The following is an 18,450-nucleotide window of genomic DNA, read 5'->3' as shown; positions in this document are numbered from 1 at the left end:
CGATCGTGGTTACATTGAGTCGTGCGTGTCTCCTGCGCTGGCGTTGAGCCGATCACGGACCGCCGTGCGCAACGGTAGGTCGCGGCAACTGAGCGGTCTCGAAGAGACGCTGACCGCCCAGCGAGGCCACCAGTTGGTCGGCGTGGTGCGCATCCCCGAGGACCACGCCAGCCCCATCCGGGTGATCACGCGCCGGGTGGCCATCGCGCTGGTGGTGCTGTTCGCGGCCGCCGTCATCGTCTACGCGGACCGCACCGGATACCGCGACGTGCGCGGCGCGCCGCTGACCTTTCTGGACTGCGTGTACTTCTCCGCGGTGTCACTGTCGACGACCGGTTACGGCGACATCACCCCGTACACCGAAACCGCGCGTTTGGTTCACACCCTGATCTTCACCGCGCTGCGGATCGCGTTCCTGGCCGTCTTGGTCGGCACGACCCTCGAGGTGCTCTCCGAGCGGTCCCGGCAGGGGTGGAAGATTCAGCGTTGGAGGAGCAGAGTGCGCAACCACACGATCGTGATCGGCTACGGCACCAAGGGGAAGACGGCGGTCGCCGCGATCCTCAGCGACGAGGCCGCTCAGGGCGAGGTTGTCGTCGTCGACACGGATCGCAGCACCCTTGAGCACGCCGCGACCGCGGGCCTGGTCACCGTGCACGGCGACGCCACCAAGGCCGACGTGCTGCGGCTGGCCGGGGCGCAACACGCGGCGTCGATCGTCGTTGCCACCAGCCGCGACGACACGGCGGTGCTGGTCACACTGACCGCCCGGGAGATCGCCCCCAACGCCAAGATCGTGGCCTCCATCCGGGAGGCGGAAAACCAGCACCTGCTGCAGCAATCGGGCGCGGACTCGGTGGTGGTCTCCTCGGCGACCGCCGGCCGGCTGCTGGGGCTGGCCACCACCACGCCCAGCGTGGTGGAGATGATCGAGGACCTGCTCACGCCGGACTTCGGGCTGGCGATCGCTGAACGCGAGGTGGAGCCGGCCGAGGTCGGCGGCTCCCCGCGGCATCTGCGCGACATCGTGCTCGGCGTCGTGCGCGACGGCCACCTGCTGCGCATCGGCGCGCCCGAGGTGGACGCCGTCGAAGCCAACGACCGGCTGCTCTACATCCGGCACGCGGGGCACTAGTGGCGATCGCAAGAGCGGCGGAGCCGGTCGCGGCGGGTCGCCACGCAGGCAGGGCGATCGCAAGAGCGGCGGAGCCGGTCGCGGCGGGTCGCCACGCAGGCAGGGCGATCGCAAGAGCGGCGGAGCCGGTCGCGGCGGGTCGCCACGGAGGCAGGGGCTAGTGGGCATCGCGGACTTTCAGCTGCGGAACGTTCCGATGCTGTCGCGCGTCGGCGCCGACCGGGCCGACCAGTTGCGCACCGACGTCGACGCGGCCGCGGCCGGCTGGGCGGACGCGGCGCTGCTGCGCGTGGATTCACGCAGTCAGGTGCTGGTCGCCGACGGCCGGGTGGTGCTGGGCTCCGCGGCCAAGCTGGCCGACAAGCCGCCACCGGACGCGGTGTTTCTGGGCCGCATCGACAACGGCCGTCACGTGTGGGCGATTCGCGGCGCGCTGGAGGCTCCGGAAGACGAACATGTGCACGCCGAGGTGGTGAACCTGCGCGGCCTGGCGTCGATCCTCGACGACACCAGCAGCCAGCTGGTCCCCTCGGCGGTCGCGCTGCTCAATTGGCACGATTCCGCGCGGTTCAGCTCGGTCGACGGCTCGCCGACCCGCCCGGCCCGGGCGGGCTGGGCGCGGGTCAACCCGGTCACCGGGCACGAGGAGTTTCCGCGCATCGACCCGGCCGTGATCTGCCTGGTCCACGACGGCGGCGACCGCGCGGTGCTGGCCCGCCAGGCGGTGTGGCCGGAGCGGATGTTCTCGCTGTTGGCCGGATTCGTCGAGGCCGGTGAATCGTTCGAAGTCTGCGTCGCCCGCGAGATCCGCGAGGAGATCGGCCTCACCGTGCGCGACGTGCGCTACCTGGGTAGCCAGCCCTGGCCGTTCCCGCGCTCGCTCATGGTCGGCTTCCACGCCGTCGCGGACCCGAGCGAGGAATTCGCGTTCAACGACGGCGAGATCGCCGAGGCGGCGTGGTTCACCCGCGACGAAGTGCGCGCGGCGCTCGCGGCGGGCGACTGGTCCAGCTCGGCGGATTCGAAACTGCTGCTGCCCGGGTCGATCTCGATCGCACGCGTGATCATCGAATCCTGGGCGGCGATCGACTGACCCGCGCGCTAGTTGACGCGGGTCGAGGTCTGCAGGACTGCGCTGGCGTACGAATAGGGTTGCAGGCCTATCAAATTGGATGTGATGCTCGTCATAGCCAGGTGAGTGCCGAGCAGGCCGCCACGCGGCGGCGGCCGCTCAGGCGCCGGCCTCGGCCAGCTTGGCCTTGACCTCGGCGGCGCTCGGGTTCGTCAGCGTCGACCCGTCGGGGAACTTGACCGTCGGGACCGTCCTGTTGCCGCCGTTGACCGACCCGACGAATTCCGCCGCCGCGGGGTCATGCTCGATGTCGACCGCCTCGTACGGAATTCCGTTGGACTTCAACACAGTCATGAGGCGGTGGCAATAGCCACACCATGAGGTCGTGTAGACGGTGATCGGGGCAGTGGTCATAGCTCGTTAACGTAGCCCGGCGGCGATGTGTTCCGCGCCGGAACACCACACCCATATCCCGACGCGCGCCGGCCGGGGCCGCGGTTTGTCGCCCATCGCTGCCAAGATGGACGCCATGCCGATGGTCGCCGACGCCTTGACCGCCGGACTGGACGACGAGCAGCGCGAGGCCGTGCTGGCTCCCCGCGGCCCGGTCTGCGTGCTCGCGGGCGCCGGAACGGGCAAGACCCGCACCATCACGCACCGGATCGCGCAGCTGGTGGCGAGCGGTCATGTGGCCGCCGCACAGGTGCTGGCCGTCACGTTCACCCAGCGGGCGGCGGGGGAGATGCGGTCCCGGCTGCGCACGCTGGGCGCCGCCGCGGGCGCGGACACCGGCGTGGGCGGGGTGCAGGCCCTGACGTTTCACGCCGCGGCGCACCGGCAGCTGCGGTACTTCTGGCCGCGGGTGGTCGGCGACACCGGCTGGCAGCTGCTGGACACCAAGTTCGCCGTGGTGGCGCGGGCGGCCAGCCGCTCCCGGATCAACGCCAGCACCGACGACGTCCGCGACCTGGCGGGCGAGATCGAGTGGGCCAAGGCGTCGCTGATCACCCCCGAGGAGTACCCGGCCGCCGTGGCCGCGGCCGGGCGGGACATCCCGCTCGACGCCGCCCGGGTCGCGACGGTCTACGCCGCGTACGAGGCGCTGAAGGCCCGCGACGAATCGGTGACGCTGCTCGACTTCGACGACCTGCTGCTGCACACCGCGGCCGCGATCGAGAACGACGCCGCCGTGGCCGACGAATTCCGGGACCGCTACCGCTGTTTCGTCGTCGACGAATACCAGGACGTCACGCCGCTCCAGCAGCGGGTGCTGACGGCGTGGCTGGGCGACCGGGACGACCTGACCGTGGTCGGCGACGCCAACCAGACCATCTACTCGTTCACCGGGGCCTCACCGCGGTATTTGCTGGACTTCTCGCGGCGCTATCCCGACGCCACCGTCGTACGCCTGGAGCGCGACTACCGCTCCACCCCGCAGGTGGTGTCGCTGGCCAACCAGGTGATCGCCGCGGCCCGCGGCCGGGTCGCCGGCAGCAAGCTGCACCTGACCGGGCAGCGCCCGCCGGGCCCGGCGCCGTCGTTCCACGAGCATCCCGACGAACCCGCCGAGGCCGCCGCCGTCGCGGCGTCCATCGCCCGGCTGATCGAGGCGGGCACCCCGGCGTCGGAGATCGCCGTGCTGTACCGGGTCAACGCGCAGTCCGAGGCCTACGAGGAGGCGCTGACCGAGGCGGGCATCCCCTATCAGGTCCGCGGCGGCGAGGGCTTTTTCACCCGGCAGGAGATCAAGCAGGCGCTGTTGGCGCTGCAGCGGGCGGCCGAGCGCGGCGCCGACGGGCCGCTGCCCGACGTGGTGCGGGCCGTCCTGGAGCCGCTGGGGCTCACGGCCGAGCCGCCGGTGGGCACCCGCGCACGGGAGCGCTGGGACGCGCTGACCGCGCTGGCGGAGCTGGTCGACGCGGAGGTGGCGCAGCGTCCGCAGCTGGACCTCGCCGGCCTGCTCGCCGAGCTCCGCTTGCGCGCCGACGCGCGGCACCCGCCGGTGGTGCAGGGCGTCACGCTGGCCTCGCTGCACGCCGCCAAGGGGCTCGAGTGGGATGCGGTGTTTTTGGTCGGGCTGGCCGACGGCACGCTGCCCATCTCGCACGCGTTGGCGCACGGCCCCGAAAGCGAGGCGGTCGAGGAGGAGCGACGGCTGCTCTACGTCGGAATCACTAGGGCCCGAATACATTTGGCACTCAGCTGGGCGCTGGCCCGCAACCCGGGTGGACGGCAGGGCCGCAAGCCGTCGCGGTTCCTCAACGGCATCGCGCCGCAGGCGCGCGCCGACGCCGCCCCCAACAGAACCCGGCGCAGCCGGGGGCCCGCGGCGCGCTGCCGGATCTGCAACAAGGACCTGGCCACCGCGGCGGCGGTCATGCTGCGGCGGTGCGAGACGTGTGCCGCCGACGTCGACGAAGAGTTGCTGCTGCGGCTCAAGGCGTGGCGGCTTGACGTCGCCAAGGAGCAGCAGGTGCCCGCCTACGTCGTCTTCACCGACAACACGCTGATCGCGATCGCCGAGTTGCGGCCCGGGGACGAGGACGCGCTGATCGCGATCCCGGGCATCGGCGCGCGCAAGCTGGAGCAGTACGGGCCCGACGTGCTGGATTTGGTGCGCGGCCGCTGACCGGCAAAGGCGCAGGTCAGAAAATCGTTTGTGCCGCATGTCGGCGACGGTTTACCCTCGAAGCTGCGTTCTGGCACGACGAAGGGAGGTGGCCATGATGATCAACGACGCGTTCGGTGTGGACGTGGCCGCCGCGGCGGCCACGCTCAAGCATGCCGCCACCGCCGTGCCGGCGGCCGCGTTGAAGCATCGCGCCGCCGCCGCGACGAACGCGTCCGCAGGACTCGAGGTCCACCGAATGGCTACGTAACTCCCCGGTTTTCATACCGAATGGCCACGGACCCGAAGTCAAGGATCCGTGGCCACAGTCTTTTCGGGCGAAAGCCCGCTCCCTGGTCCGGATCACCGAAATAGGCAAGCCCCGACCAGGAAGCAGGTGAGCAGGACATGTCGGCACTGACAGTCCCCAGACAGCCGTCGCCGGCGTTGCCGTGTCACGCCGGCGATCCCGATCTCTGGTTCGCCGAGACCCCGGCCGACCTCGAGCGCGCCAAGGCGCTCTGCGCGGGCTGCCCGATCCGGCGCCAGTGCCTGGCGGCGGCGCTGGAGCGGGCCGAGCCGTGGGGGGTGTGGGGCGGCGAAATCCTCGACCGCGGCGCGATCCTGAGCTTCAAACGACCGCGCGGGCGCCCGCGCAAGAACGAGGTCGCCGCCTAGATGACCGCGGTGTCTGGCTCGGCGAAGCCGGGGATCAGCTCCTCGGAGAGCGCCTTGATCGGCACCCGCGCGTCGAGCTGGCACAGGATCGCGGCCACCGACGCGATGACGCGCATCGGGATGGCCAGCTTGGGCGGCAGGTCCATCTGCCGGGCCGTCTTGATCTGGGACACCGACCGGTCGATCTGGCCCACGGTCATGCGCTGCAGCCACTTGCGGGTGTAGTGGAACTCGTCGACCTCGATGGGTTCGACGTACTGGCGCAGCATTTCGTCGATGTCGCGCACCGACACCTGCTGGCCCTTCTGGATGAAGCCGACCTTCTCCATCGTCGGCAGCAGCAGGTCGTAGTTCTTGTCGCGGGCCAGGCGGATCGTCATGCCGAGCTCGATGGGGTAGCCGCCGGGCAGCGGTGCGACCGCGCCGAAGTCGATGACACCCATCCGGTCGTCGGGGAGCAGCATGAAGTTCCCCGGGTGCGCGTCGCCGTGCAGCATTCCCAGCCGCCGGGGCGCGTCGAAGGTGAGTTCGAGCAGCCGGGTGCCGATCAGGTCACGTTGCTCGCGGGTCCCGTCGCGGATGATCTCCGCCAGCGGCAGCCCGTCGATCCATTCTTGGACGACGACCTTGGGCGCGCTGGCGACGACGTGGGGTATCGCAAAGTGGGGGTGGCCCTCGTAGGCCTTGGCGAAGGCGCGCTGGTTGTCGGCCTCCAGCCGGTAATCGAGCTCCATCTCGGTGCGCTCGACCAGTTCGTCGACGATGCCCTGGACGTCGGCGCCCGGAGCGAGTTGTTTGACCACGCCGACCATTCGCTGCATGGTCTTCAGGTCGGCGCGCAACGCCTCATCGGCGCCGGGGTATTGGATCTTGACGGCCACGGGGCGGCCGTCGGCCCAGACCGCCTTGTGCACCTGCCCGATGCTGGCCGAGGCGATGGGTTTGTCGTCGAACGAACTGAACCGTTCCCGCCACTTGGTGCCCAGCTGGGCGTCGAGCACCCGGTGCACCTTGTTGGCGGGCAGCGGCGGGGCGTCCTTCTGCAGCTTGGTCAGCGCCTCGCGGTAGGGCTCGCCGTACTCGTCCGGGATGGCGGCTTCCATGACCGACAAGGCCTGGCCGACCTTCATCGCGCCGCCCTTGAGCTCGCCTAGGACGGTGAACAGCTGGTTGGCGGCTTTCTCCATCAGCTCGGCTTGGACTTCGTCCCTCGATTTCCCGGTCAGCCGCTTGCCGAAGCCGAGCGCCGCGCGGCCGGCGAAGCCGACCGGGATGCTGGCCAGCTTCGCGTTGCGCGCCGCCCGGCCGCGTTTGATGTCTGCCACGTATCCATCATCCATGACGTTCCACGCGCCTCGTGGTTGATCTTCGCAACACCCCGCTCGCGGGCGGCGCACGGCGCGGCGCCTCCAGGTCGCCCCCGCAGGGCAGCTGGACAAGCACCGCAACGTCGGCCAGCTGGCCCGTCAGCACGAGCACAGCGGGTGCCGGGTCCAACGCCGCGCGACGATGGCGCCCGCGTTGAGATCGAATTCCAACGTGGCGTTCAACGTCTGGGGTGGGACCGCGTCCTGTTGGCGCACGGCGGCGATCACCCGGTTCACCTGGCTGAGCGCCAGCGCCGCGGTCGCCAGCAGCGTGGCCCGGTCGGCCACCCCGACGGTTTCGCGCAGCTGGGCCGAGATCGCGGGCCAGGCCGCGTCACGGTCCCGCCGATGCAGATCGGCGCAGCCCAGGCAGCTGGTCGTGCCGGGAATGACCAGCGGGCCGACCAGCCCGACGCCGTCGCGGACCCGCACCGGCAGGTGGGGCACGCCCTGGGCGTGCAGGTCGCGGACCATGCGCGGGTCGGCCACCAGGTAATCGGACAGCACCACCAGGTCGACGGCGGTGGCCGACACGGCGGCGTGCGGCTGACTGCTGCGGGCGATCCGGGCGCCCGAGCAGCGCAACGCCTCGACGAGCAGCTCCGACAGCGGGCCGCGGCCGTGGACCCGGATGGACGGCGCCCGGCCGCGGGAGTTCACGCATTCGGTCGCGACGCCCGCACCGACCAGCTGGTCGACCAGGTCCGTCAGGCCGTCGGCGTCCCGCAAACCGCGGTCGACGGCGCGCCGCCGCAGCTCGGCCAGGGGTGTGGGTGATCGCATGGTTCGCAGCAACGCCGCCAGCTCCGCGGCGGCCAGGCCGCCCGGTGGCCGCACCAGCACCGCGCGGCGGGGATCCCAGCCGACCTGGACCGCGCCGTCGGGCCGCAGCAGCACCGGCATGGCGGGGTTCAGCGCATAGGTGGAAAGCGCGGCCGGTGACACGGCTGCACTGTGCCACGCCGGGGGTAAGTGCCCCGGTCAGCTATCCACAGGGCCAGGGCCGGGGCCCTCGGGGTTCTCCTCGAGCTTGGCGATCGCCTCGTCGATCCCGCTGGTGTCGCCGCCGACGACGCGGTCGATGAAGCCGGCCGGCTCGTCGAGGTCTTCGGCCTCGGGCAGCAGGTCGGGGTGTTGCCAAATGGCGTCGCGAGCATCCACGCCGGCGGCCTCGGTTAGGCGCTCCCACAGCGCGGCGGCTTCGCGCATCTTGCGGGGCCGCAGCTCCAGGCCCACCAGCGTCGCGAAGGTCTGTTCGGCCGGGCCGCCGGTGGCGCGGCGGCGGCGCAGCGTCTCGCTCAGCGCGGCCGCCCCCGGGATCCGGTCGCCCAGGGCCGCGGTGACCACCACCTGCACCCAGCCCTCGATCAGCGCGAGCAGCGTCTCGAGGCGTTCCAGCGCCTGCGTCTGCGCCGGGGTGGCCTTGGGCTCGAAAACGCCTTGCCCCAACAGGTTTTCGATGGCCGCGGGGTCGGACAGCGTCGCCGGGTTGAAGTCGCGGGCCAGTTCCTCGATTCCGCTCATGTCGATCTGCATGCCCCTCGCGTAGGCCTCGACGGCGCCCAACAGCTGGCTGGAGAGCCACGGCACGTGGCTGAACAACCGGTGGTGGGCGGCCTCGCGGGCGGCCAGGAACGTCAGGATCTCGCTGCGGGGCTGCTCGAGGCCGGCCGCGAACGACTCGAGCGCGTCGGGCAGGATCGCCGCAATCCCCTTGGGGCCCAACGGCAATCCGATGTCGGTGGACGTCAGCACCTCGCGCGACAACCGGCCCAGCGCCTGCCCCAGCTGGGAGCCGAAGGCCATCCCGCCCATCTGCGACATCATCGCCATCAGCGGGCCGGCCATGCTCTTGGCCTCCTCGGGCAGCGACGACGCCCACACCGTCGAAATCTGTTGTGCCATCGGGTCGCACAACCGCTTCCAGGTATCCAGGCTGTTGTCGACCCAGTCGGCCGGGCTCCAACCCACCGCCTTGCTGGTGCCGGCGGGCAGCGCCGTGGCGCCGTCCAGCCAGGTCTCGGCCAGGTGCACGGCGTCGGCGATCGCCGAGTGTGTCGTGGCCGGGATCGGCGCCACGAACCCGATCGAGTTCGTCGCCACCCGGCGCGCCAGCTCGTAGTTGACCGGACCCGACTGTCCACCCCCGGCCATCCCGGCGCCCGCGCTGGAGAACATCTGACCCAGCTGGGTGAAGATCTGCCCCAGGTCGCCCATGCCGAAATCACCGCTCATGCCGAAAGCGCCGAACGGATCGGAGCCGCCAGAGCCCGAATTGGGATCTTTCTTCCCGGGTTTGTCGGGGTCTTCCCCGTGGGAGAAGCCGAAAGGCAGGTCAGCCATACCGTCAACGGTACTCACCGGGGGAACAGGGTGGGTGCCCTCGGGGTCAGCTTGTGGCTGAACCGGGGCGGCGGGCTCCGTCTAGTGTAATCGGCGTGAACAGGCGGATTCTGACCTTGATGGTCGCGCTGGTGCCGATCCTGGTCTTCGGCGTGTTGCTCGCGGTGGTGACGGTTCCGTTCGTCTCGCTGGGCCCCGGCCCCACCTTCGACACGCTCGGCGAAGTCGACGGCAAGCAGGTGGTGGCGATCGAGGGCACCGCGACGCATCCGACCACCGGCCACCTCAACATGACGACGGTGTCCCAGCGCGACCAGCTCACCCTCGGCGAAGCGCTGACGCTGTGGCTTTCGGGCCAGGAGCAGCTGGTGCCGCGCGACCTGATCTACCCGCCGGGCAAGTCGCGGGACGAGGTCGACAAGGCCAACAACGCGGACTTCAAGGAGTCCGAGGACAGCGCCGAGTACGCCGCGCTGGGATATCTGAAGTATCCGGCCGCGGTCACGGTCGCCAAGGTCACCGATCCGGGTCCGTCGGCGGGCAAGCTGAAGGACGGCGACGCCATCGACGCGGTCAACGGCATCCCGGTGGCCGACGTCGACCAGTTCACCGGGCTGCTCAAGAACACCAAACCCGGCCAGGCGGTGACCATCGATTACCGGCGCAAGAACGAGCCGGCCGGAGTGGCCCAAATTACGCTGGGCGCGAACAAGGATCGCGACTACGGCTTCCTTGGCGTCGCCGTGCTCACCGCCCCCTGGGCGCCCTTCGTCGTCGACTTCAACCTGGCCAACGTCGGGGGGCCGTCGGCCGGCCTGATGTTCAGCCTGGCGGTGGTCGACAAGCTGACCACCGGTGACCTCACCGGGTCGAAGTTCATCGCGGGGACCGGCACCATATCCGCCGATGGGAAGGTCGGCCAGATCGGCGGCATCACCCACAAGATGGTCGCCGCCCACGCGGCGGGCGCGACGGTCTTCTTGGTGCCGGCCAAGAACTGCTACGAGGCGAACTCGGATAATCCGTCCGGCCTGCGCCTGGTGAAGGTGGAGACCCTCAGCCAGGCGGTCGACGCCCTGCACGCGATCAGTTCGGGGGGTCAGGCGCCGAGCTGTTAGAAGCTGAGCGGGCCGGATCGCAGGTCGCGCGATGCGTAGAGTTGTCACCGTCGATCAATCGAGCAGGGAGCGTAGCCAGTGGGGATGCGGCCCACCGCACGGATGCCGAAGCTGACCCGGCGTAGCCGGATTCTGATCCTGATCGCCCTGGGCGTGATCGCTTTGCTGCTCGCCGGTCCGCGGCTGGTCGACGCGTACGTGGACTGGCTGTGGTTCGGCGAGCTCGGCTATCGCTCGGTGTTTTCCACCGTCCTGGTCACCCGGTTCGTGGTTTTCCTGGTGGCCGGCCTGCTGGTCGGCGGCATCGTGTTCGCCGGTCTCGCGGTGGCCTACCGCACCCGCCCGGTGTTCGTGCCCAGCAACGACAACGACCCGGTCGCGCGGTACCGCGCCGTGGTCCTTTCCCGGTTGCGGTTGGTGGGCATCGGGGTTCCGGTCGCGATCGGCCTGCTGGCCGGCATCATCGCGCAGAGCTATTGGGTGCGCATCCAGCTGTTCATGCACGGCGGGGACTTCGGCATCCGGGACCCGCAGTTCGGCAAGGACCTCGGCTTCTACGCGTTCGAGCTGCCGTTCTACCGGCTGCTGCTCAGCTACCTGTTCGTCGCCGTTTTCCTGGCGTTCGTGGCGAACCTGCTGGCCCACTACATCTTTGGCGGGATCCGGCTGTCCGGGCGCACCGGCGCGCTGAGCCGCTCGGCGCGCATCCAGCTGGTCACCGTGGTGGGGCTGCTGGTGCTGCTCAAGGCGGTCGCGTACTGGCTGGACCGCTACGAGTTGCTGTCGCACACCCGCGGCGGAAAGCCCTTCACCGGTGCCGGGTACACCGACATCAACGCGGTGCTGCCGGCCAAGCTGATCCTCATGGCGATCGCGCTGATCTGCGCCGCCGCCGTGTTCTCCGCGATCGTGCTGCGCGACTTGCGCATTCCCGCCATCGGCTTGGTATTGCTGCTGCTGTCGTCGCTGATCGTGGGCGCCGGGTGGCCGTTGATCGTCGAGCAGATCAGCGTCAAACCCAATGCCGCGCAGAAGGAAAGCGAATACATCAGCCGCAGCATCGCGGCGACCCGGCAGGCGTACGGCCTGACGTCGGACGTCGTCACCTACCGCACCTATGCCGGTGACACGCAGGCCACCGCCCAGCAGGTCGCCGACGACCGCGCGACCACCTCCAACATCCGGTTGCTCGACCCGACCATCGTCAGCCCGGCGTTCACGCAGTTCCAGCAGGGCAAGAACTTCTACTACTTCCCCGACCAGCTGTCCATCGACCGGTACGTGGACCGCAACGGCTCGCTGCGCGACTACGTCGTCGCGGCCCGCGAGCTCAACCCCGACCGGCTGATCGAGAACCAGCGCGACTGGATCAACCGGCACAGCGTCTACACCCACGGCAACGGGTTCATCGCCTCCCCGGCGAACACGGTGCGCGGCGTCGCCAACGACCCCAACCAGAACGGCGGCTATCCCGAGTTTCTGGTGAACGTCGTCGGCGCCAACGGCAACGTGGTGTCCGACGGCCCCGCGCCGCTGGAGCAGCCGCGCATCTACTACGGGCCCGTCATCTCCAACACGTCCGCCGACTACGCGATTGTCGGGCGCAACGGCGCCGACCGCGAATACGACTACGAAACCAGCAGCGACACCAAGAACTACACCTACACTGGGCTCGGGGGAGTGCCCGTGGGGGATTGGCTGTCCCGCAGCGTGTTCGCCGCGAAGTTCGCGGAGCGAAACTTCTTGTTCTCCAACGTGATCGGCGCCAACAGCAGGATCCTGTTCAACCGCGACCCGGCCCGCCGGGTGGAGGCGGTGGCGCCCTGGTTGACCACCGACAGTTCGGTGTATCCGGCGATCGTGAACAAGCGACTGGTGTGGATTATCGACGGCTACACCACGTTGGACAACTACCCCTATTCCGAGCTCACCTCGCTGGAATCGGCCACCGCCGACTCGAACGAGGTGGCGTTCAACAAGCTGGCCCCTGACAAGCAGGTCTCCTACATCCGCAACTCGGTGAAGGCCACGGTGGACGCCTACGACGGCACCGTGACGCTGTACCAGCAGGACGAGCAGGACCCGGTGCTCAAGGCGTGGATGCAGGTGTTCCCGGGAACCGTGAAGCCGAAGAGCGACATCACCCCCGAGCTGGCCGAGCACCTGCGCTATCCCGAGGACCTGTTCAAGGTGCAGCGGATGCTGCTTGCCAAGTATCACGTCAACGACCCGGTGACGTTCTTCTCCACCTCGGACTTCTGGGACGTGCCGCTGGACCCGAACCCGACCGCCAGCAGCTATCAGCCGCCCTATTACATCGTGGCGAAAAACATTGCCAAGAACGATAATTCGTCGTCGTATCAGCTGACGAGCGCGATGAACAGGTTCAAACGCGACTATCTGGCCGCCTACATCAGCGCGAGCTCCGACCCGGCGACCTACGGCAGGATCACCGTGCTGACCATTCCGGGTCAGGTGAACGGCCCCAAGCTGGCCAACAACGCCATCACCACCGACCCGGCGGTGTCACAGGACCTCGGCGTGATCGGGCGCGACAACCAGAACCGCATCCGCTGGGGCAACCTGCTCACCCTGCCGGTGGGTCAGGGCGGCCTGCTGTATGTCGAGCCCGTCTACGCGTCCCCGGGGGCCAGCGACGCCGCGTCGTCGTACCCGCGGCTGATTCGGGTGGCGATGATGTACAACGACAAGATCGGGTACGGCCCGACGGTGCGTGACGCGTTGACGGGGCTGTTCGGTCCGGGCGCGGGCGCGGCGGCGACGGGCATCCAGCCGACCGACGCCGGTAATCCGCAGGCGGCCCCGCCTGCTACGCCGCCCCCGCCCGCCGGGCCGCCGGGGGTGCCTCCGCCGGCGGCGGTTCCGCCGGTGCCGGACGGGTCGGTGACGCTGTCACCAGCCAAATCCGCTGCGCTGCAAGAGATTCAGGCCGCACTGGGCGCGGCCAAGGACGCCCAGAAGAAGGGCGACTTCGCCGGCTACGGCGCCGCGCTGCAGCGGCTGGACGACGCGATCACCAAGTACAACAACACCAAGTAGACCTCATGCCCCGGCCAATCCGGCCGTTCGGAACCGTTCCCGGTAGGCCTTCGGGCTGATGCCCAGATGGTTGACGAACACCCGCCGCAGCGTCTCGCTGCTGCCGAAGCCGGCCATGCCCGCGGTCTCGCTGACGGACCGGCCGGATTCGAGTGCGCCGCGGGCGAAGTCGATTCGAACCAGCTCGACGTAGCGGGCCGGGGTCATCCCCAGCTCGGATTGGAAGAGCCGGGTCAGCTGACGCGTGCTCAGAGACGCCCTGGCCGCAAGGGACTGCACGCTGTGGTTGCCGGCCGGGTTGGCCGCGACCGCGTCGATGACCGCGCGCAGCGGCGACTGCGGCGGCGGGTCGGCTTCGACCAGCACGGAGAATTGTGATTGGCCCCCCGCGCGCTTGAGGTAAACCACCAGCCACCGGGCCACGTTGCGGACCAGTTCGGTCCCGTAGTCCATTTCGACCAACGCCAGCGCCAGGTCGATGCCGGACGAGATCCCAGCCGAGGTGAACACGTGGCCGTCGCGGACGAAGATCGCGTCGGGATCGACGGTGATATCGGGGAAGGCGCGCGCGAATAGCCGGGCGTCGTGCCAGTGGGTGGTGGCGCGCCGCCCGTTGAGCAGGCCCGCCTGCGCCAGGATGAACGAACCCGTGCAGATCGAGGCCAGCCGCCGGGTGCGGCCCGCGAGCGACTTGATCGCCTCGACGAGCTCGGGAGCGATCGCTCGCCGGGGCAGGTTGTCGCTGCCGGCGACCATGACGGTGTCGGCGGACTCGATCGACGAGAGGGCGTCGGTGACGCCCAGTCGGGTCCCGATCGAAGTTGTGACGTCGCGCCCGTCCACCGAGGCGATCTTGAGCCGGTAATCGGCGCCGAACCGGTTGGCCTCGGCGAATACCTCACCCGCGCCCGCGACATCCAAGAGCGTCACGTCGTCGAAGACGACCATCACCATTACTCGCGCTGGCACACCGGCTTGAGCCACGGACTCATTGTGTCGCAATTCGTGGGAAACATGGCGCCTGGGCGCCTAGCGGGCCGGCGGGCGACCGCGACCGCGTCGCTTTCTGTGGTGGAGACGGCTCAAAGACCAGGGCGGCCTGGGCCGCGAGCGCGAATACTGATCACTGCCCACCCCATACAGGAGGTTGATCATGGTCACCCCACACGCCGAAAGTATCGCCGACGTCGTCATACCGGATACCCCACTCGTGCGCGACATCACCGAGTTCATCCGCGCCGCCGAGGACGACCTGCTCTTCGACCATTCGCGGCGGGTGTTCCTGTTCGGCGTCCTGCAGGGCCGCCGCCGGGGCCTGGAACCGGACCCGGAACTGCTGTACGCCGGGGCGATGTTCCACGACCTGGGCCTCACCGACCGTTACCGCACTTCGACCCTGCGCTTCGAGGTAGACAGCGCCAACGCGGCGCGCGCTTTCCTGCTGGAACGGGGCGTCGACGAGGCCGACGCCGCCAAAGTGTGGCTGAGCATCGCGCTGCACACCACCCCCGGCATCCCCGAGTTCCTCGAGCCCGAAATCGCCTTGGTCACAGCCGGTGTCGAAACCGATGTGCTGGGCATCGGACGTGACGACCTTTCCGCCGAAGCCCTCGGCGCCGTCACTGCGGTGCACCCCCGGCCCGATTTCAAGCGGCGAATCCTGGCCGCCTTCAACGAAGGCATGAAGCATCGCCCGCAGAGCACGTTCGGCACGGTCAACGCCGACGTGCTGCAGCACTTCGACCCGACATTCCGCCGTGACGACTTCGTCGAGATCATCCTCGACAACACCTGGCCCGAATAGGCGCCGGTGATGTCGCGAACTGTGCGATAGCGGTCCGAAATCGCATCGATATCACAGCGGTCCCCGCCGGATACTTGCCGTGTACCGCTAAAGGGTTGCGGCTAAACGTGTTTCGTGGCGACGACGCCGACCACGTGGCCGACGCCCGTCAAACACAGTTTGGAGATGAGCTTGCCTGAATCTAGAGGCACCGCAGTAATTCTCGGGGCCAGCATCAGTGGGCTGCTGGCCGCGCGGGTGCTTTCCGACTTCTACGCCACCGTGACCGTGGTCGAACGCGACGTCCTCCCGGACGGTCCGGTGACCCGCCGGGGGGTGCCGCAGGGCGCCCAGCCTCACACCCTGCCAACCCGGGCGGCAGGGATCATGGACCAGCTATTCCCCGGCTTCCTCGACGATTTGGTCGCCGGCGGCGCGCGCGTCTGGAACGACGGCGATTTATCGCGGCTCTACTTGACCTTCGCCGGGCACCCGCTGCTTCGTTCCGGCCAGGTTCCCGAGCCGGAGTCGATCGTTATTCATCACGCGCACCGGCCATTTCTCGAGTGGAATTTGCGTCGCCGCGTTCGCGGCATTCCCAACGTGACGTTCCTGGATGCCCACGACGTCGTGCGGCTGAGTTCGACCCCGCAGTGTTCCCGCGTGACCGGTGTGGTGTTGGCTCCGCGCGACTCCGGGGCCGAACGGACCATCACGGCGGATCTTGTCGTGGATACCACCGGGCGTGGCTCACGCACCCCATTGTTTCTCGAGCAACTTGGCTATCGGCGTCCGCGCGAAGACACATTGCTGGTGCACGTCACGTACGCCAGCATGCGCGTCCATGTAGCGACGGGCACGTTGCGGGAAAACTTCACGATCAACGCTGCCGAGCCGGGCCGCCCCAGGGCATTCGCGATGTTCGGGGGAGAAAACGACACCTACGTGCTCGCGGTGCAAACGCTGGCCGGGCGGCCGGCGCCCACCGATCGCGCCACTTTGCTTAACAGCCTGACCGATATCGCGCCCCCGCATGCCCTGGCCGCCGCGCGGTCCGCCGAACCACTCTCAGGCGTCGCGCAGTACAAGTTCCCCTCTAACCGGTGGCGGCGCTACGACAACCTGGAGCGCACGCCCGACGGCCTGATCGTGATGGGAGATGCCATGTGCAACTTCAATCCTCTTTACGGGCAGGGAATGTCGGTCGCCGCCATCGAGGCGATGGTCCTACGCGACTGTCTCGAGGAAGGCGAACAGGGCCTGCCGCGGCGGTTCTTCAGCCTGTCCGCCAAAGAGATTGGGGTGGCATGGCGGGCCGCAGTGAGTTCTGATCTGGCGTTGCCGCAGATATCTGGGAATCGAACGGTGTCCGTGCGGCTCCGCAACGCCTTCTTGGACCACGTGCTGTCCGCCGCGGAGACCGAGCCGGTGATGGTCCAGAAGTTCCTGCGGATGATGAACATGGTCAGCCCTCGCGCCGAGTTGTTCCATCCGGCGACGATGCTGCAGATGATCGCCAAACCCGGAAGGCGCATGCGCGCACCGAACAAAGAACTCCATGCAACGAAGTGAGAACGACGCTTGGGATCTGACCTCTGGCGTGGGGGTGACCGCCATCCTTGACCGCGGTGCGTAGCGCCCGGGGCGAGACGAATCACCGACGACGGCGGATTCTGTGGGAAAGACGGCCGGAACGGCACCGGTGAATGACCGCGCCCAGCCGGAAGATGGAGCCAGTCCACCGAAGGAGAAGCGGTCATGGCAACCCAGTCCGTCGAGACCATAGCCGGCATCGACATCCCCGACACGGCACTCGTCCGGGACGCTACCGACTTCATCAACGGCGCCGAAGAGGATGTGCTTTTCCACCATTCCCGGCGGGTGTTCCTGTTCGGCGCGCTGCACGGTCGCCGCCTCGGCCTGACGCCGGACCCCGAACTGCTCTACGTCGCGGCAATGTTCCACGACCTCGGCCTCACCGCGCGATACGGCACGTCGACGCAGCGCTTCGAGCTGGACGGCGCCGACGCGGCGCGCGACTTCCTGCTCGAGCGCGGCGTCGGACAATCCGACGCCGACAAGGTTTGGCTTGGCATCGCCCTGCACTCGACGCCCGAAGTCCCCGCACGCCTCGACCCCGAAACCGCCTTGCTGGCGGCCGGCGTCAAGACCGACGTGGTCGGTGTCGGGCTCGAGGCGCTGGACCCGGAAGTCGTCGATGCGGTGACCGCCGCCCACCCGCGCCCCGACTTCAAGAACCGGATCCTGGCGGCCTTCAACGACGGCATGAAGCACCGCCCCGATACGACTTTCGGGACGATGAACGCCGACGTGTTGGCGCACTTCGACCCCACGTTCAAGCCGGGAAACATGGTCGACTTCGTTCTCAACAGCAATTGGCCCGAATAACCGGAAGGGAGTGGAAAAATGGAGATTCACGAGGCGCTGTACACCACCAGGATGATGCGCAGGTTGCGGCCGGACAAGATCCCGCTGGACGTGCAGGCCCGCATACTCGATGCGGCCGTCCGCGCACCCAACGGCGGCAACACCCAACGCTGGCACTTCGTCGCCGTCGACGATCCGCAACTCATCCACGAGTTCGGCGAACTGTTCCGGCAGGCCCGCGCCCTCGAATACGAGAAGTTCCAGACGGGGCAGGGACCGATGGTCGTGCCCGGGCCCGGCGCGGACCTCACCGCTCACGCCGAGACGATGCGCCGGATCAAAGGCTCCGGCAACTACCTGGCCGACCACTTCGACGAAGTTCCCCTACTGCTCTTCGTGTTCGCGATCGACGATCTCGGCGGCGCCAACATCTACCCCGCGATCTGGAGCGCCCTGCTCGCCGCACGCGCCGAGGGCGTCGGTGGCGTCATGACGATGGTGCTCAACAATTTCCGAGACAAGGTCAACGAGATGCTGGGCGTGCCCGTCGAAGAAGGCTGGAAGATGTCGGCCATGCTGACCCTGGGCTACCCACTGGGAAAGTGGGGCGTGGCGGCCAATCGTCGCCCCGTGCACGAGGTTTCGTCCCGCAACCGCTGGGACGCCCCGTTCGGTGTCGAGGTGCCGGAGCCGCTATGGTCGCCTCAAGAGGTCGCGACGACCGGCCTGGCCGCTGTCGGATAGCGGTGCGGTGAGCCATCCGTTCCCCGGACCATGACACCAGCCGACAGTCGGGACATGCTGGAGGTTTCCGACCCGTCGTGGAATTCATGACCCCGCCGCACGTGGTCGAGAGCGGCGACGGCAAACCGGAATGGCGCGGGCGTCCTCAGGATGA

At 68.7% G+C, this 18,450-nt stretch carries 16 protein-coding genes; 11 read left to right on the top strand and 5 right to left on the bottom strand.

The window, feature by feature from the left end; translation table 11 throughout:
• Window positions 1–64: 64 nt before the first annotated feature.
• Both ACEL92_RS20995 and nudC read left to right on the top strand, forming a co-directional pair.
• Entirely contained in the window at window positions 65–1,135 is a 1,071-nt protein-coding gene (locus ACEL92_RS20995) for a TrkA family potassium uptake protein (protein ID WP_374026316.1), read from the top strand.
• 196 nt (window positions 1,136–1,331) lie between these two features.
• Window positions 1,332–2,228, top strand: coding sequence for an NAD(+) diphosphatase (gene nudC / locus ACEL92_RS20990; RefSeq protein ID WP_374026315.1), 897 nt, complete (start codon window positions 1,332–1,334; stop codon window positions 2,226–2,228).
• 138 nt (window positions 2,229–2,366) lie between these two features.
• Here nudC and mrx1 read toward each other — a convergent pair whose 3' ends face one another.
• The gene (gene mrx1, locus ACEL92_RS20985; RefSeq protein WP_374022570.1) at window positions 2,367–2,621 is read right to left on the bottom strand and encodes a mycoredoxin Mrx1; all 255 of its coding nucleotides are present in this window, start codon (window positions 2,619–2,621) and stop codon (window positions 2,367–2,369) included.
• A gap of 115 nt (window positions 2,622–2,736) precedes the next feature.
• On the opposite strand from mrx1, the gene ACEL92_RS20980 reads away from it, so the two are divergent.
• The 3 genes from ACEL92_RS20980 to ACEL92_RS20970 all read left to right on the top strand — a co-directional run bounded on the left by ACEL92_RS20980 (window position 2,737) and on the right by ACEL92_RS20970 (window position 5,493).
• Window positions 2,737–4,836 carry an ATP-dependent DNA helicase UvrD2 gene (locus tag ACEL92_RS20980; protein ID WP_374026314.1) on the top strand — a complete coding sequence of 700 codons (2,100 nt, stop codon included), beginning with the start codon at window positions 2,737–2,739 and terminating at the stop codon, window positions 4,834–4,836.
• A 94-nt stretch (window positions 4,837–4,930) separates the two neighbouring features.
• Window positions 4,931–5,086 carry a hypothetical protein gene (locus ACEL92_RS20975; protein WP_374022569.1) on the top strand — a complete coding sequence of 52 codons (156 nt, stop codon included), beginning with the start codon at window positions 4,931–4,933 and terminating at the stop codon, window positions 5,084–5,086.
• A 137-nt stretch (window positions 5,087–5,223) separates the two neighbouring features.
• A complete protein-coding gene (locus ACEL92_RS20970; protein WP_374022568.1) occupies window positions 5,224–5,493 on the top strand; it encodes a WhiB family transcriptional regulator in 270 nt (89 codons plus the stop codon).
• On the opposite strand, the gene ACEL92_RS20965 is transcribed toward ACEL92_RS20970, so the two are convergent.
• From ACEL92_RS20965 to ACEL92_RS20955, 3 genes are all read right to left on the bottom strand, one after another.
• Window positions 5,490–6,833, bottom strand: coding sequence for an ABC1 kinase family protein (locus ACEL92_RS20965; protein ID WP_374022567.1), 1,344 nt, complete (start codon window positions 6,831–6,833; stop codon window positions 5,490–5,492). The two genes, ACEL92_RS20970 and ACEL92_RS20965, sit on opposite strands and share 4 nt — an antisense overlap.
• Before the next feature lie 126 nt (window positions 6,834–6,959).
• A complete protein-coding gene (locus ACEL92_RS20960; RefSeq protein ID WP_374026313.1) occupies window positions 6,960–7,763 on the bottom strand; it encodes a TOMM precursor leader peptide-binding protein in 804 nt (267 codons plus the stop codon).
• Between the two features lie 78 nt (window positions 7,764–7,841).
• On the bottom strand, window positions 7,842–9,221 hold the full coding sequence (locus tag ACEL92_RS20955) for a zinc-dependent metalloprotease (protein WP_374022566.1): 1,380 nt from the start codon (window positions 9,219–9,221) through the stop codon (window positions 7,842–7,844).
• 77 nt (window positions 9,222–9,298) lie between these two features.
• On the opposite strand from ACEL92_RS20955, the gene ACEL92_RS20950 reads away from it, so the two are divergent.
• Both ACEL92_RS20950 and ACEL92_RS20945 read left to right on the top strand, forming a co-directional pair.
• The gene (locus tag ACEL92_RS20950) at window positions 9,299–10,321 is read left to right on the top strand and encodes a PDZ domain-containing protein (protein WP_374022565.1); all 1,023 of its coding nucleotides are present in this window, start codon (window positions 9,299–9,301) and stop codon (window positions 10,319–10,321) included.
• 78 nt (window positions 10,322–10,399) lie between these two features.
• Window positions 10,400–13,381 (top strand): UPF0182 family protein, encoded by a 2,982-nt coding sequence (locus tag ACEL92_RS20945; protein ID WP_374022564.1) that lies wholly within the window; start codon window positions 10,400–10,402, stop codon window positions 13,379–13,381.
• A 3-nt stretch (window positions 13,382–13,384) separates the two neighbouring features.
• Here the strand turns inward: ACEL92_RS20945 and ACEL92_RS20940 are convergent, their stop codons facing one another.
• Window positions 13,385–14,335 carry a GlxA family transcriptional regulator gene (locus ACEL92_RS20940; RefSeq protein ID WP_374026312.1) on the bottom strand — a complete coding sequence of 317 codons (951 nt, stop codon included), beginning with the start codon at window positions 14,333–14,335 and terminating at the stop codon, window positions 13,385–13,387.
• 199 nt (window positions 14,336–14,534) lie between these two features.
• Here ACEL92_RS20940 and ACEL92_RS20935 point away from each other — a divergent pair, with 199 nt between their 5' ends.
• The 4 genes from ACEL92_RS20935 to ACEL92_RS20920 all read left to right on the top strand — a co-directional run bounded on the left by ACEL92_RS20935 (window position 14,535) and on the right by ACEL92_RS20920 (window position 18,296).
• Complete coding sequence (locus ACEL92_RS20935; RefSeq protein WP_374022563.1) at window positions 14,535–15,185, top strand: HD domain-containing protein; 651 nt, start codon at window positions 14,535–14,537, stop codon at window positions 15,183–15,185.
• 114 nt (window positions 15,186–15,299) lie between these two features.
• Entirely contained in the window at window positions 15,300–16,736 is a 1,437-nt protein-coding gene (locus ACEL92_RS20930) for an FAD-dependent oxidoreductase (RefSeq protein WP_374022562.1), read from the top strand.
• Window positions 16,737–16,922: 186 nt separating this feature from the next.
• Window positions 16,923–17,573 (top strand): HD domain-containing protein, encoded by a 651-nt coding sequence (locus tag ACEL92_RS20925; protein WP_374022561.1) that lies wholly within the window; start codon window positions 16,923–16,925, stop codon window positions 17,571–17,573.
• Window positions 17,574–17,591: 18 nt separating this feature from the next.
• Window positions 17,592–18,296, top strand: coding sequence for a nitroreductase family protein (locus ACEL92_RS20920; protein ID WP_374022560.1), 705 nt, complete (start codon window positions 17,592–17,594; stop codon window positions 18,294–18,296).
• Window positions 18,297–18,450: the final 154 nt, after the last annotated feature.

The sequence above is a fragment of the Mycobacterium hainanense genome (assembly GCF_041890355.1).
Lineage (GTDB): Bacteria > Actinomycetota > Actinomycetes > Mycobacteriales > Mycobacteriaceae > Mycobacterium > Mycobacterium hainanense.
The sequence above is the reverse complement of the archived record's forward strand: the minus strand, read 5'-3'. Positions and strand labels throughout refer to the sequence as shown.